Annotated in this window: 16 protein-coding genes; 4 read left to right on the top strand and 12 right to left on the bottom strand. The window is 48.4% G+C overall.

The genetic code is table 11. From position 1 onward, the window contains the following. Positions 1–100 precede the first annotated feature (100 nt). The 5 genes from Q0499_RS23625 to Q0499_RS23605 all read right to left on the bottom strand — a co-directional run bounded on the left by Q0499_RS23625 (position 101) and on the right by Q0499_RS23605 (position 4,120). Positions 101–403, bottom strand: coding sequence for a DUF3301 domain-containing protein (locus Q0499_RS23625; protein ID WP_299205569.1), 303 nt, complete (start codon positions 401–403; stop codon positions 101–103). Then, a complete protein-coding gene (birA, locus tag Q0499_RS23620; protein ID WP_299205567.1) occupies positions 397–1,407 on the bottom strand; it encodes a bifunctional biotin--[acetyl-CoA-carboxylase] ligase/biotin operon repressor BirA in 1,011 nt (336 codons plus the stop codon). Before birA ends, Q0499_RS23625 begins: the two co-directional genes overlap by 7 nt. A gap of 82 nt (positions 1,408–1,489) precedes the next feature. Continuing rightward, positions 1,490–2,392 carry a hydroxymethylglutaryl-CoA lyase gene (locus tag Q0499_RS23615; protein ID WP_299205565.1) on the bottom strand — a complete coding sequence of 301 codons (903 nt, stop codon included), beginning with the start codon at positions 2,390–2,392 and terminating at the stop codon, positions 1,490–1,492. Further along, the gene (locus Q0499_RS23610) at positions 2,392–2,658 is read right to left on the bottom strand and encodes a hypothetical protein (protein WP_299205563.1); all 267 of its coding nucleotides are present in this window, start codon (positions 2,656–2,658) and stop codon (positions 2,392–2,394) included. The genes Q0499_RS23615 and Q0499_RS23610 overlap by 1 nt, the downstream gene beginning before the upstream one ends. Before the next feature lie 124 nt (positions 2,659–2,782). After that, positions 2,783–4,120 (bottom strand): aspartate aminotransferase family protein, encoded by a 1,338-nt coding sequence (locus Q0499_RS23605; protein ID WP_299205561.1) that lies wholly within the window; start codon positions 4,118–4,120, stop codon positions 2,783–2,785. 104 nt (positions 4,121–4,224) lie between these two features. On the opposite strand from Q0499_RS23605, the gene Q0499_RS23600 reads away from it, so the two are divergent. Beyond that, a complete protein-coding gene (locus Q0499_RS23600) occupies positions 4,225–5,145 on the top strand; it encodes a LysR family transcriptional regulator (RefSeq protein ID WP_299205559.1) in 921 nt (306 codons plus the stop codon). 219 nt (positions 5,146–5,364) lie between these two features. Beyond that, the gene (locus Q0499_RS23595; protein WP_299205557.1) at positions 5,365–5,838 is read left to right on the top strand and encodes an NYN domain-containing protein; all 474 of its coding nucleotides are present in this window, start codon (positions 5,365–5,367) and stop codon (positions 5,836–5,838) included. A gap of 72 nt (positions 5,839–5,910) precedes the next feature. Here Q0499_RS23595 and Q0499_RS23590 read toward each other — a convergent pair whose 3' ends face one another. The 3 genes from Q0499_RS23590 to Q0499_RS23730 all read right to left on the bottom strand — a co-directional run bounded on the left by Q0499_RS23590 (position 5,911) and on the right by Q0499_RS23730 (position 7,093). Then, the gene (locus Q0499_RS23590) at positions 5,911–6,396 is read right to left on the bottom strand and encodes a GNAT family N-acetyltransferase (RefSeq protein WP_299205555.1); all 486 of its coding nucleotides are present in this window, start codon (positions 6,394–6,396) and stop codon (positions 5,911–5,913) included. Positions 6,397–6,518: 122 nt separating this feature from the next. Beyond that, positions 6,519–6,779: a hypothetical protein gene (locus Q0499_RS23585; RefSeq protein WP_299205553.1), complete on the bottom strand. Its 261-nt coding sequence runs from the start codon at positions 6,777–6,779 to the stop codon at positions 6,519–6,521. 98 nt (positions 6,780–6,877) lie between these two features. Then, entirely contained in the window at positions 6,878–7,093 is a 216-nt protein-coding gene (locus tag Q0499_RS23730) for a cysteine-rich CWC family protein (protein ID WP_363317854.1), read from the bottom strand. A 517-nt stretch (positions 7,094–7,610) separates the two neighbouring features. On the opposite strand from Q0499_RS23730, the gene Q0499_RS23580 reads away from it, so the two are divergent. Next, a complete protein-coding gene (locus Q0499_RS23580) occupies positions 7,611–7,787 on the top strand; it encodes a hypothetical protein (RefSeq protein ID WP_299205551.1) in 177 nt (58 codons plus the stop codon). Between the two features lie 422 nt (positions 7,788–8,209). Here the strand turns inward: Q0499_RS23580 and Q0499_RS23575 are convergent, their stop codons facing one another. The 3 genes from Q0499_RS23575 to Q0499_RS23565 form a co-directional block, all read right to left on the bottom strand. Beyond that, the gene (locus Q0499_RS23575; RefSeq protein WP_299205549.1) at positions 8,210–9,310 is read right to left on the bottom strand and encodes an extracellular solute-binding protein; all 1,101 of its coding nucleotides are present in this window, start codon (positions 9,308–9,310) and stop codon (positions 8,210–8,212) included. Between the two features lie 280 nt (positions 9,311–9,590). Then, positions 9,591–11,066 (bottom strand): aldehyde dehydrogenase family protein, encoded by a 1,476-nt coding sequence (locus Q0499_RS23570; protein ID WP_299205547.1) that lies wholly within the window; start codon positions 11,064–11,066, stop codon positions 9,591–9,593. A gap of 78 nt (positions 11,067–11,144) precedes the next feature. After that, positions 11,145–12,527, bottom strand: coding sequence for an aspartate aminotransferase family protein (locus tag Q0499_RS23565; protein WP_299205545.1), 1,383 nt, complete (start codon positions 12,525–12,527; stop codon positions 11,145–11,147). 355 nt (positions 12,528–12,882) lie between these two features. Here Q0499_RS23565 and Q0499_RS23560 point away from each other — a divergent pair, with 355 nt between their 5' ends. Continuing rightward, positions 12,883–13,770, top strand: a complete 888-nt coding sequence (locus Q0499_RS23560; protein WP_299205543.1) for a LuxR family transcriptional regulator — start codon at positions 12,883–12,885, stop codon at positions 13,768–13,770. Between the two features lie 99 nt (positions 13,771–13,869). Here the strand turns inward: Q0499_RS23560 and Q0499_RS23555 are convergent, their stop codons facing one another. Further along, on the bottom strand, positions 13,870–14,178 hold the full coding sequence (locus Q0499_RS23555; protein WP_299205540.1) for a hypothetical protein: 309 nt from the start codon (positions 14,176–14,178) through the stop codon (positions 13,870–13,872). Positions 14,179–14,276: the final 98 nt, after the last annotated feature.

Raw genomic sequence — 14,276 nt, 5'->3', positions numbered from 1 at the left:
GCTGTTGTAGATAGCGACGATGCGGTTTTTGCTGTTCCTTTTAACGTATAGCATTAGAAATACTCCTTTTATTCAGTTTAGCATAGATTTTTTTAGTGCATCAAGGCGTCAAATCGATATCCATTACATGACCGTCAAAAATGATGATGCTGCTGCTACAACGTCCTTGCCCATCGTAGTAATCAAACCCATAACGACGTTTAAAGCGTATGCGGCCCGATTCATTACGTTGTAAACTGATTTTTTGGAAATGGGTCGTGCCATCGAGAAATTGTAAATTTCGTTTGTGGCACGCGTTCTTGCTAGCAGCGATGGCTAATTCTTTGGCGCGCATTGATGATTCCCAAAACCAAATGAGTAATGCGACGATGATGAGTACGATTAATCCGCTTGTCGTTAACATGCTGCTGGTTTTTCTTTTGCTAATCGAACACTCAGTTCGCCGTTAAAAAAGCGCTTCTGCTGATTGTTCTCGCATAATAGTACTAACTCGCCTTTGTCGGATATGCCGTTCATCACGCCGTTTATATTACCGTTGGCGGTGTAAAGCGTTACCATTTTACCTAGCATGTAATCTAATGGTTGCCAAGCGTCAAGAAAAGGTTGCAACCCTTGTTGTTCAAAAGCGATTAGGGTGTGAATTGTCTCGTTCAGTAGTAAACCCGCTAATTGATTGCGGCGTGGTTGTGATTGGGTGATATGCTGAATATCCACCCAAGGCTGGTCTATACAGTGCGCAAATTTATTTGCGATGTGGGTATTAAGCCCAATGCCGATCACTAGCGCGCAATAACCATGATGTTCGGCGACCATTTCTAAAAGAACTCCTCCTAACTTTCGTCCTTGCCAGAGGATATCGTTGGGCCATTTGACGGCGATGTCGTCTACAATGCCGTAACGCTTTAAAGCATTTACCGCAGCTAATGCGATGGCGAGGCTTAAGCCCACAATTTCCGCTGGATCTTTTTTAAAATGCCACAGTAATGAGTGGTAGATATTAGTTCCAAATGGTGCGAGCCATTGCCGGCCACGGCGGCCTTTACCGTTAGATTGGTATTCTGCAAAACAAGCAATGTTTTGATTGGGTTGTGAGTTTTTTAAATCCAATAAATAATCATTGGTAGAGTGGGTGGTATGAAGAATGATTAAATCATCGAGCCTGTCCTTAGCGGTGTTATCGAGTTGCTGCTCGATCGTATGCTGATTCAGTAATTCAATACTGTACGGGATGCGGTACCCCCTGCCGTGGATGGGTTCTATAGCAATGCCATAATCATGCAATTGTTTGGCAGCTTTACAAATGGCGCTGCGCGATATTCCCAGTGCATTTCCTAGGGTTTCTCCAGAATGAAACTGACCGTCACGGAGTAATTCTAATAATTTATAACAGGTTTGTGTTTTCTTCATGGCAATCGATTATGCCATTAAATAGTTTTATACGCCAGGAGTTGGATTTTGAAGAATGGCAAAGGATATCAAGGCTATTATTTTAGTAAGTCGCTCCCGCTAACGCGATCGATACTTTTGAACGCGGTGTGATAGCAAGATGATCGCAAATCATTCGTCCAATGGCGGCGAGTTTTTTTAGGTTGACGCCGTTGTCAATGCCTAAACCATTTAATAAATAGACCACGTCCTCAGTCGCCACATTGCCGCCGGCTCCAGGTGCATAGGGGCAGCCGCCAAGACCGGCAACGGAACTATCGACGGTGGTAATTCCTTTTTCTAACGCGGCGTAAATATTTACTAGTGCTTGGGCGTAAGTATCGTGAAAATGCACGGCTAATGTGTCAAGCGGGATTTTTTGACTGACAACGTCAATTAATTTTTGGACTTTATGGGGGGTGCCGACACCGATGGTGTCACCCAGTGAAACTTGATAGCAGCCTAGCGTTATTAATTTTTCTGCAATGCGTTGTACATGTTGCGGATTAATTTCACCTTCAAACGGGCAGCCTAGCGTACACGACACATAACCGCGCACAGGAATAGGGTGTTTTTTAGCGCCCGCGATCACAGCGGCAATGCGGTTTAGACTTTCCTCGATAGAACAATTCGTATTTTTTTGTGAGAAAGTTTCTGAGGCGGCGGTAAAAACCGCGATTTCTTGCGCGTCGCAGTTAAGTGCGTCTTTTAAACCTTGTTCGTTAGGCACAAGTGCTGTATAGCGCACGTTAGGGCGGCGTTGAATGCCGGTCATCACGGCGTTGTGATCGGCCATTTGTGGCACCCATTTCGGTGATACGAAGCTGGTTGCTTCAATGATTTTTAACCCGACAGTAGAAAGCTGATTAATAAAATCAATTTTTAACGCGGTCGGAATGTTTTTAGATTCATTTTGTAAACCGTCGCGCGGCCCCACCTCAACAATAGTAACTTCTTTGGGGTGCATTACACTTTCTCTGTCGTTGTGACGGTGTTATTTTTACTAAAAGGTCTTGCTTTATTAGCCCATTGGTTGGTTTGTGCAACCACCTGCTCGATGTCTAGTTGGGTGAATTTGCCTTCTTTCAGCAGTTGTTTGCCCGCAACCCACACGTCACTGACTTGTAAACGGCTTATTGCGTAAACTAAATGTGACATTGGATTATAAACGGGCTGTGTACGGGCAGCGTCAGTACGCATCTCACCGTTAATCAAATGGCCTACAACTGTCATAATAATAATATCTCTTTACTCTGCATTGCTGCGCCGATGGCGCAGCAAAATCAAAAAACCAGCCTTTAAAAGCACCCTTAACTCAGGCGCTCTTAATAAATGCTCTGTTAAAAAAAAAGCGCTGTTAACTCAACTCATTAATCGACTCACCCAACGCGTTAATCAGGCTATCAATCTCTTCAATCTCAACGGTAAACGGCAGACCCAACTGAATGGTATCGCCGCCGTAACGAACATAAAAACCTTTTTCCCAGCACTTCATCGCGATCTGATAAGGACGCAGTGCAGGCTCACCCGGTGCGGCCTCAATGGTCAGACCGGCAGCCAGACCGTAGTTACGGATATCAGAAACATACTTCGTGCCCTTGAGACTGTGAACCATCTCCTGGAACTGAGGTGCTATCGACTTCGAACGTTCAATCAGCTTGTCATTGGCGAGAATATCCAATGACGCCAGACCGGCAGCACAGGCAACCGGATGGGCTGAATAGGTATAACCATGTGGCAGTTCCAGCATGTAGTCAGGGCCGCCCTCAGCCATAAAGGTATCGTAGATCTCTTGTTTAGCGATAACAGCCCCCATCGGAATCACACCGTTGGTCAGCTGTTTAGCAACCGTCATCAGATCCGGGGTGACACCAAACTCCTCTGCACCGGTATTCGATCCGACACGACCAAACGCGGTGATCACTTCATCAAAGATCAGCAGAATATTGTGCTTATCACAGATCTCCCGCAGACGTTTCAGATAACCTACCGGTGGCGGAATTACACCGGTAGACCCGGCCATCGGCTCAACAATTACAGCGGCGATATTCGACGCATCGTGCACCATGATCTGTTGTTCCAGATCGTTTGCCAGATGAGCACCGGTTTCAGGCATCCCCTGAGTAAACAGGTTCTCTTCTAGCATGGTATGGGGCAGATGGATCGCATCGATACCCTGACCGAAGATCGCCCGGTTAGGACTGATACCACCGACACTGATACCACCAAAGTTAACCCCGTGGTAGCCCTTGGCACGGCCCACCAGACGGGTCTTACCACCCTGACCTTTTTTACGCCAGTAAGCCCGGGCGATCTTCAGTGCGGTTTCAACGGATTCAGAACCGGAACCGGTAAAAAACACCCGGTTAAGACCCTGCGGCATCAGCTCGGTAATACGGTGAGCCAGCTCGAATGATTTTGGATGACCAAACTGAAACGCCGGAGAATAATCCAGCTCTTTCACCTGTTTGCTCACCGCTTCGGTGATCTCAGGACGGCTATGACCGGCACCACAGGTCCACAAGCCTGACAAACCATCAAAAATCTTACGACCATCCGCAGTGGTGTAGTAATTACCCTCTGCCGCCACAATCAGGCGAGGATCCTGTTTAAAGCTACGGTTCGCTGTGAAAGGCATCCAGTGAGCATCAAGCTGCTCCTGGGAAAGGCCACAACGTTTCAGATCATCAGTCATCATTTTATTCTCGGGTTATTACTTGTTGACTCTATTATCGCCAACGATTAAGTTTATTAAATTCACAAATATTAATTTAAAGTTAATCATAATATTACGTAACAATGAGCCGTTCAGAAAACCTGTTACCCCGCCAGCTTGGTGATGCCCATATACGCCTGCTGCGTATTTACAAAGCCGTTGTTGAAAGCGGTGGATTTTCTGCCGCCGAGGTGGAGCTGAATATCAGTCGCCCTGCTATCAGTTTAGCCATATCTGAGCTGGAAAGCCTGCTCAATATGCGCCTCTGTAACCGTGGCCGCGCCGGTTTTGCACTGACAGAACAGGGCGAAGAGGTGTATGACGCCACCCTGCAGTTGCTGGGTGGTCTGGAAAACTTTCGCGCCCGGATCAACGCCATCAACACCGAACTAAAAGGCGAACTGAACATCGGCATCACCGACAATATGGTCACTGTTCCCCAGATGCGCATCACCCGCGCTCTGGCAGCACTGAAAGCACGGGGTCCGGAAGTCGTTATCAATATCCGCATGATTCCGCCCAAGGATATAGAGTCCGGCGTACTAGACGGACAGCTACTGGTCGGCGTGGTATCCGAACAACGCAGCCTGCCGGGCCTCAACTACTACCCTCTGTATGACGAACAGTCGGTACTCTATTGCAGCAATGAACACCCACTGTTTGATCACGACAACAGCTCCCTGAGTGATAGCGAACTGTCTCAATATGACGCGGTGCTACCCGCCTACCCTCAATCAGCCGAGATAAAACTGCAACAGGCACTGCTCAAAGCCAGCGCCAGCTCTACCGATCGTGAAGGGATCGCCTTCCTCATTCTCAGCGGCAGCTATATCGGCTTTCTGCCCACCCACTACGCCAAACAGTGGCTCAGAGAGGGACGGCTTAAAGCGATTCAACCGGAAAAACGCAGCTTCACCACCCACTACACCGCCATCACCCGTAAAGGCGCCCGTAACAACCTGATCCGGGATGCGTTTATGGAGGAGCTTGAAAAAAGTAGCTAGACGTGACTTCGTCACTTGCTAGTGGTTAGACGCGGCTGCGCCGCTTGCTAGAAAAAGCGGGTAGGTGCCAGAGACAATTCAGAGACAATTTTTTGCAGGGGGCGCGCTGGTATGCCCTTTGGGTACCTCACGGTGATAAGGCAGAGTTATGAAAGTGGCTAGCTGTTAGACGTGACTGCGTCACTTGCTAGAAAAAGATTAAAAACTTAAGGAACACCTGTGAACCGAATCGCTGTCTTTGTGGATGTGCAGAACATCTATTACACCACCCGTCAGGCCTACGGGCGGCAGTTTAACTACCGCAAACTGTGGCAGAAGATCAGTCAGGAGGGCGAGATCATCATCGCCAATGCCTACGCCATCCATCGGGGTGATGACAGCCAGCTCAAGTTTCAGAACGCCCTGAAACATATCGGCTTTAGTGTAAAACTGAAGCCTTATATTCAGCGCAGTGACGGCTCTGCCAAAGGCGACTGGGATGTCGGCATCGCCATCGATGTGATGGACTCCGCGCCGGAAGTCGATACCATTATTCTGCTATCCGGTGATGGCGACTTTGATCTGCTGCTGGAACGGATAAAACGGAAATATGGGGTAAAAGCCCAGGTCTATGGGGTGCCAGCCCTGACGGCAAACTCACTGATCAGCTCAGCGACTGAGTTTTTTCCAATCGAAGAAGAGATGCTTCTTTGAAGCAGTAGCCAGACGTAACTTCGTCACTTGCTAGTGGTTAGACGCGGCTGCGCCGCTTGCCAGAAACATGAGTCATGTTCCTAGCTGTTTGTACATAACGTAGCTATCAACATAGCCAAGTTGACCGTGTTTATAACCCTTAGGAATCGTACCAATGATAGTAAAGCCCAGCTTTTGCCAAAGCTGGACAGCCACTTCATTGGTAGACACCACACTATTAAACTGCATCGCATCAAAGTTCAGTGAAAACGCTTGCTGTTGCGAGTGTTCACACATTTTGCGGGCGATACCCTTACCTCTTGCTTCAGGGGCAACCATATAACCACAATTACAAATATGCTTACCCGGCCCCATTGCATTTGGCTTAATGTAGTAGGAGCCTAAAACCACATCGTTTTCTACAAACACATAGGTTTCCAAAGGCATTTCGCACCACAGATGATATGCCTCCACCAGCGTCATATCCGGGTCGAATGCGTAGGTTTCCTGCGCTTGAATAACACTCGAAAACACAAGCCAGAAAGATTCAAAGTCTGATTTCGTCATCTTTCTGATCATTCATTTTCCCCGAAACAAAATAGCCAGGTTGCAAATAAAGCATTGTGAATGCCGATTAACCGCGGCGCATCAGAGCTGCGAACGACACAATAGCAGGTCTTTATTTATCGCATTACACCTATCTAACCAGCTTTTTTCTTAGGCGCAGAAAAACTGGCAATGATGGCCGTCACCACCCCGATAATAATTGCGAGCATAGCAAAGCCAGTCATGGCATTACCATGAGCTTTGAACAGCAGAAGATAGAGACCTACGGCAACAAAGAACAAACCACCTAACACATATATTTTAGGGTTTGACGTTCTCCCTGATGATTTAGCACTTTTGACTACTTTGGATTTAGAGTGAACAGACGCTTTTCGTTTATGCGTATTTTTAGGCATTTCCAATTCCTCAGGCTTTTAGCAGCAGGCGAAACAAGACCATCTGATTACCCGTATCGCTGACTATAGATCAAATAACTCTGGTTACTCAAGTATAGTCAGTTAACTCTATTTGCAGCACAGGATCTGCATATACAGGCCTTGCCTTTTGCCGCGGCAGGCACCTTATCTAATAGCGAATCCGGAAAAGTAATGCCAGGCGAGCTACACCAGCAACTTGCATCAGAACCGCAGGAGGCTATATTGCCGCACTCATTAGACTGCCGACATAGAGGACACAAACCCGGATCAATCGTATCTGTCGTTGTATTCACAAGGAACCTCTAGCAACTGAAAGCACTGATACTACTTTAAAGCATACACCTCCAACAAATCCAAAGCGCACCCTGCAAGCTAGGACCTTAACCCCTTACCAGATGCGTTAATGGGATTGGATAAATGTACATGACCCTGTGGAACTTTTGCTCCGTTTAATCGAGTTGTGGTAGCCAGTGATCCACGCATAGGATAAATAGATCTGTCCCCTTTTCTCCCCGCTCTGCCTTATCGCCGCGAGGGCGCGCCTCCTACAAAAGACTCGTCCCTGAAACCTACCCGCTTTTTCTAGCAAGTGACGCAGTCACGTCTAACAACTAGCAAGTCGCGAAGCGACGTTCTAGCAACGGCCCCTATATGACATTTTGATGAAGATTGCTCTGTTCATTGGATTAAATGCTAAATCTTTGTTTTACTTGTCATAACGTATATACATTGACTAGCCATTGGCTGTACGTTATATTGCTAACAGGGTGTCCGGTTTTACTACCCTCTCAGTTTGATTGGAGATGCGCTATGGGTGGACGGCAAAAAGCCAAAAAGAAGGATAGTCAGTTAGTGATTCGAATGAATGCCGAGGATCGCGATGCGTTTGTTCAGTTGTGCGAACAGCTGGATACCAGCGCTGCCCGTGAGATCAGGCATTTTATTCGTGACTTTATGAACGCTAACACTAATCAAGGTGATAAATGATGTCTAAGAAAGTGAAAGAACTGAAAAAAAGCATTAAAACCCGTACTGCAAAAATTGCTAAGCACGAAACCAAGCTGAAAGCACTGAAGAAAAAGCTTAAAAAAGCGGCATAACTCCGTCCCCGGGGCCTCCTGAGGTGCCCGGGACTGCCCCCCCCCCTGACATAAAATCAATCCCTGCTCAACCCCACTTTTCTTTTCTTAGCGAGTGACGCAGTCACGTCTTACAACTAGCCACTATCCCAGCTCTGCTATATCGCCGCGAGGTACCCAGAGGGCATACCAGCGCGCCTCCTACAAAAAGCTTAACCCGTGCACCGATCCCGCTTTTTCTAGCAAGTGGCGCAGTCACGTCTAACATCTAGCGACTGCTGTTATCATTCAGATAACCCCGAGGGGATATCCCCCCCGGAGAAGACGGGTTTAACGGTTGGTTTTAAAATCGATCCATAGCCGGCTAGTAACCCGGTCTATTTTCTTCGGCATCACCTTCAGCGAGAATAGTTTTGCTTTAACATCATCGCTTGGGTAGATGGTTGGGTCATTGGTAATTTCGGCATCGATTAAGCTGGTGGAAGCCTCATTACCGTTGGCGTAGGCAACGTAGTTTGAAACCCCGGCGATAACATCGGCACGCAACAGGTAATCGAGCAGTTGATGGGCCATTTCGGGATTTTTGGCATCTGACGGGATTGCCAGCATATCAAACCAGACTGCAGTGCCCTCTTTAGGAATGGTATAGGCAACCTTAACACCGTTACCGGCTTCTTCTGCCCGGGTTGCTCCCTGCAGAATATCGCCAGACCAGCCCACGGCAACACAGATATCGCCATTAGCGAGGTCATTAATATACTTTGATGAATGGAAGTAGGTAATGCTTGGACGGATGGACGATAGCAGTTTGCCAAGCTCAGAATCCCGGCTGTAATCCCCCTTGTCGGTACTGTTCGGGTTTTTACCCAGGTAGTTCAGCGCGATCGGCAGAATCTCGGCCGGTGCATCCAGAAGGGCCACACCACAAGAAGCCAGTTTCTCCAGGTTTTCCGGTTTGAAAATAAGATCCCAGCTATTCACCGGCGCATCTTCACCCAGGGCTTTCTTAACCTGCTCGACGTTATAGCCAATACCAGTCGTGCCCCACAGATAGGGTATGCCATAGAGGTTACCCGGATCGACCTCTGACAGCACCTTCATCAGATCAGGGTCGAGGTTTTTGTAATGCGGCAGTTTTTCGCGATCTAATTGGAGGAACACATCCGCCATAATCTGACGCCCCAGGAATTGAGAGCCTGGCACGACAAGGTCAAAACCTGACCCACCCGCCATCAGCTTCGCTTCGAGCACTTCGTTACTGTCAAACACATCATAAGTGACCGATAAACCGGTCTCTTTTTCAAAATTCGTCAACGTATCGGGGGCAATATAATCAGACCAGTTATAAAATTTGATCGAATCATTTGCCATAGCCGTGGTGGATACTGACACAGCGAGTGCAGCAGCGAGGCCTAACTTCTTCGGATTCATAGTATTGCTCCATTTAAGCTGCTTCCGATGGCGCAATTTCAGCAGTCGCATCGTGCAAGCATTAACTCATTAATACCGTAAAACGGCGCTTATCAGACCCATATCGTTTATATATTTTATAGTGGCTGCCCCTCTGATTAAGGGGACAGCACTTAAGCTTCTCAGGTTGTCACAGTATTTTCTGTGATCAGTCAAACGGTACAGCGGCATCCGAATTGCCTGTTTATCCTAAAATCATTCTTATCTGAATCATTCGCTTTCAATAACTTGACCCGCTTCTTCAAGACTTGATATACCAACCCCAGGGCTGATCGCTGCCATACTTTGTAATCTGTTTTGTTTCCAGATAATTGTTTAATCCCCAGTGCCCCAGCTCTCGCCCGATACCCGACTGCTTATAGCCACCCCAGGGAGCTTCCGTAAAGGTTGGCTGGGAACAATTGATCCAGACGATCCCGGCCTTTAACTGGCGGGCAACCCGGTCACAGCGCTCATCATCTTTAGACATCACCGCTGCAGCCAGGCCAAAGCGGGAATCATTTGCCATGCGCACGGCATCCGCTTCCGCTGTAAACGATTTGACACATACCACCGGGCCAAATATCTCTTCCTGCCACACCGGGTTATTCTCCTGCATATCAACCAACACGGTCGGTTGCAGGTAGTAGCCGGTCGTTAACCCCTCCGGACGTTTACCACCGCAGGCGATAGTCGCGCCCTCTTTAACCCCCTCGTCAATGGCCGTTAGTACTTTCAGGTACTGGCTTTCATTGACCAACGGACCCAGCAGAATGCCTTCGTCGCTGCCTGCACCGATGGTTATCTTTGCTGCTTCTTCGACCAGGCGCTCAAGCAACTGAGGATAGATGGACGCTTCCACCAACACCCGGGATGTTGCCGAGCACACCTGGCCCTGATTCCAGAAGATGCCAAACATAATCCATTCAACGGCAGCCTCAATATCACTGTCGGCAAACACGATGAACGGGGACTTGCCGCCCAGTTCCAGACTGATATTTTTTATCTCTTTGGCAGCCGCACGCATAATAGTTGAGCCGGTAGGCACCGAGCCGGTAAACGCCAGCTTATCGACACCGGGATGCTCTGACAGCGCGCGGCCAGCTTCCGCACCAAAGCCGGTGACAATATTCAGCACACCCGTCGGTAACGCCACCTCATCGACAATCTCAGCTAAAACCAGCGCCGTCAGTGACGTCACTTCAGAGGGTTTCAACACCATAGTGCAACCTGCAGCCAGTGCCGGAGCCACTTTCCAGGCAGCCATTAACAGAGGGAAGTTCCAGGGAATAATGGCACCGGCAACCCCCAAAGGCTCTTTCACCGCTTTACAGCTGAAACGATCATCTGCAAGGGATATCACCTCATCAGAATCATCAAGCGACTCTGCCAGATCCGCATAAAAACTGAAGGTGCCCGCAGCATCCTCAATATCCCATTCCGCTTCCGGATAAGGCTTGCCATTATCCATGACTTCCAGGCGAGCAAGCTCAGCCTTGCGCTCGGTGATCCGTGCAGCAATTTTTCGCAGTATTACCGCTCGCTCAGAGCCTTTCATCTTTGACCACGGGCCGTTATCGAAAGCCTCTCTGGCAGCCCTGACCGCGCAATCAATATCATCCGCGTTAGCCGCAGTCACGTAATCGAAAACCTCCTCAGTGGCAGGGTTGATAACAGGAATATGTTCAGAAGACGTGGAGTCAATCCACGCTCCGCCAATATAAAGCTGTTTTGTCATGCTCTTTCCCCTTACACGGTCTGTATTCAGATCGCCTGTGATTCAATCAACCACACAGACTTTGTTGAGTGACCGACATTAATGAGTAGCCACCAGCTCTGACGCTTCGGCGATCACTTTGTATAGTATCTGCGCTATCTCGCTGATCTCTTTGCGCCCGGCAACCAGTGGCGGCGACAGTTGAATAACGGCTTCCCCCCGGTCATCTGTACGGCACATCAAGCCTTCCTGATACAACCGGGGAGAAAGGAATTTGAACAAAACATTTTCCGCCTCCTCATGGGAGAAATGCTCTTTGGTTTGCTTGTTTTTAACCAGTTCGATACCGTAAAAATAACCCGCGCCCCTGACATCTCCGACTATCGGTAGCTCAAGCAACTTGTCCAGCTCGCTCTTAAAGAACGCTTCGTTTTCACGCACATTGGCTAACAGGTTTTCATTTTCATAGGCATCCAGGCAGGCCAGCGCCGCTGCACACGCCACCGGGTGACCACCGAACGTAGAGCCATGAAGGAACTGTTTCGTTTCATCCTCCAGAAAAGGCTCCATGAGAAAGTCCCGGCAGATCATCGCCCCCATTGGCACAAAACCACTGGTCAGTCCCTTAGCGCAGGTGATGATATCGGGCAGGTAATCAAATCGCTCACAGCCAAACATATATCCCAGACGGCCGAAAGCGCAGATAACCTCGTCCGACACTAGCAGAACACCGTACTTATCGCAGACTTTTCTGACTTCCTGGAAATAACCTTCCGGTGGGACGATACAGCCACCAACATTCTGAATCGGTTCAAGGAATACCGCGGCGACAGTTTCCGGCCCCTCGATGACGATGGCACGCTCAATCTCTAATGCACATTTCTTCCCATATGAAACGCTATCATCCTGATTATTGTTGCGATACAGGTCGGTGTTCTCTACATGTCGGGCACCGGGAACCAATGGTTCAAACACATTTTTAATACCGGTGGCACCGTTGATGGATAACGCTCCCAGACTGGTACCATGGTAGGCAAGGTTACGGGAGATCACTTTATATCGGCGGGGCTGCCCTATTTCGGCAAAATACTGTCGGGCCAGTTTCCACGCGGCTTCGACCGCCTCACCGCCACCATTGGTAAAGAACACCCGGTTAAGATCGCCAGGTGCCAGATCAGCGATACGCGACGCTAACTCAATGGCACCGGGATGGGCATAACACCAGATCGGGAAAAAGCCGATTTTCTCAGTCTGCTCGGCGACAGCCTTAGCAATGTCAGCCCGCCCATGACCCAGCTGCGAGGTAAACAATCCGGCCAGACCGTCGATATATTTCTTGCCCTGAGTATCATAAACATAGCATCCCTCACCATGGGTGATAATGGGGATATCATGGTTCTGGTAATACCCCATCCGGGTGAAATGCATCCACAGATGGTCTCGTGCTTTCTCTTGTAACAACTCTTGATTCATAACATTCATAACATCACCCTGAAAATCTCCGCAGTGAAAAAATTATCTGCGTTTTGATCTGAATTTCAGTGTAGCGAGAGAGAGACGGGTTCTATATACCCAACCTTGGTTAGATAGAATGCAATGCTGAAATCAGGGGTTAGCGCTAAGTGCATGACTGACATAGTTGAATGGATGACGCTGAATGCCCAGGCAAACGAACCAATGAACAACCTCAATACCGTTACGTTTACACAGCCTGAAATCGCCGACACGCATTTGACTTTGTCAGGGACATACCGTAGTTTCAAACCCCGTATTTCCAGCTAAATTCAGGTTTATATCCAGTGGTCAGTTGTCGATTTAATCTGTACGGAGAGCACCGATGAGCTCTCTTTCTCTTGCATCAACCAGCGGTTTTGAGCACTGGAATATTCAGTTAGCCCACCTGGTAAAAAATCTGGGAGAGGAGTCGTTTTTCCCCTGTTTAATAGCGACGCTGCGAAACGCGGTGAAAATCGATTATCCGCAGGTGTGGATATATCGCCGTAATAAAGCCCCCAAAGCGATCTATTTCGAAATAAGCCGTGAAGAGCGTTCAGCACAGATAGATTCCTATATTGATGGCTCCTATCAACTGGACCCCTTCTACCTTGCCGCACTGATCAATAAGGAGTCTCCGGGGCTCTACCGGATAACCGAACTCAGCGCAAAAGGGTTCCAGCAAAGCGAGTATTACCGCAGCTATTACGCTGAATGTGACACTGAGGACGAAATTGTTTACATCATCGAAGCCGATGAGGATGTTTGTCTGCAGGTCTCGCTGATGCGAAATAAAAGCTCATCTAAATTCAGTGATAAAGAGTTGAAATTTCTTCGCTGTATTGAAGCCGTGATCAGAGAACTTTGTCTGCATCACTGGGGGGCATTAAAAACCTCTCGTCAGGAAGAGCAGGATCTCAAAGTTGCGCCGGGATTTGAAAAAAGCGTCAACCTGGCATTTGATCTGTTTGGACGCTCAGTATTAACCGGCCGGGAAAAGGATGTGCTGGGGCTGACGCTGCAAGGCTATAGTACTCAGGCCTGCGCAGAACAGCTGAAAATATCGATAGAAACCTTACGCCGCCACCGAAAAAATATTTACGCCAAGCTGGATATCAACTCACAGGCAGAACTTTTTTCCCTGTTTTTAAGCTCGTTAAGCTGCTTTGAGCAGGAGCCCAACAGAGACCCTCTTGAGCTCTATATGAGTAAGCCGACCAAATCCGCTTAGCCGTGCGGCATTGCAACGGGCTTCCGCTTCACACTGAATCAGTCCCGGCTTTTCGTTCTTTTAAATAAGCTCTTTTAAATAAGCTCTTTTGAATAAGCTTTAGCGAATCAGCTCAGAGACCTCCATCGTCCCGTTAATAGCCAGAAACGGGCAGCTTTTAACCGCGTTAACAGCGGTTTCCATCGAGTCCGCCTCTATCAAGGTATAGCCCGACATGGCAGAAACACTGCCGTTGCTGACACTGCCATCCGGGTTGACGGTACTGGTGGCTTTAAAGGGTGTTGCAGGGTTCAGAACGGCTCGGCCAAGCGAGCTGAGCCAGTCTTTATACAGGGCATAATGCTGCTGCCCCTCTTCCACTGTTGATGGCTTATCACCGCCGATATAGGTAATCATATACTGTGGCATATGTACTCCCCTCTGATCGGAAAATGTCTGAAACGTCAAACAAGTCTGTCATATCCAGTGTAGTTCTTAGAATCCGATTTAGCCTCCAAAAATTCGAC

Source organism: uncultured Amphritea sp., assembly GCF_937127095.1.
Lineage (GTDB): Bacteria > Pseudomonadota > Gammaproteobacteria > Pseudomonadales > Balneatricaceae > Amphritea.
Note: the sequence above shows the minus strand (reverse complement) of the source record. Positions and strands in the feature narration are given on the sequence as shown.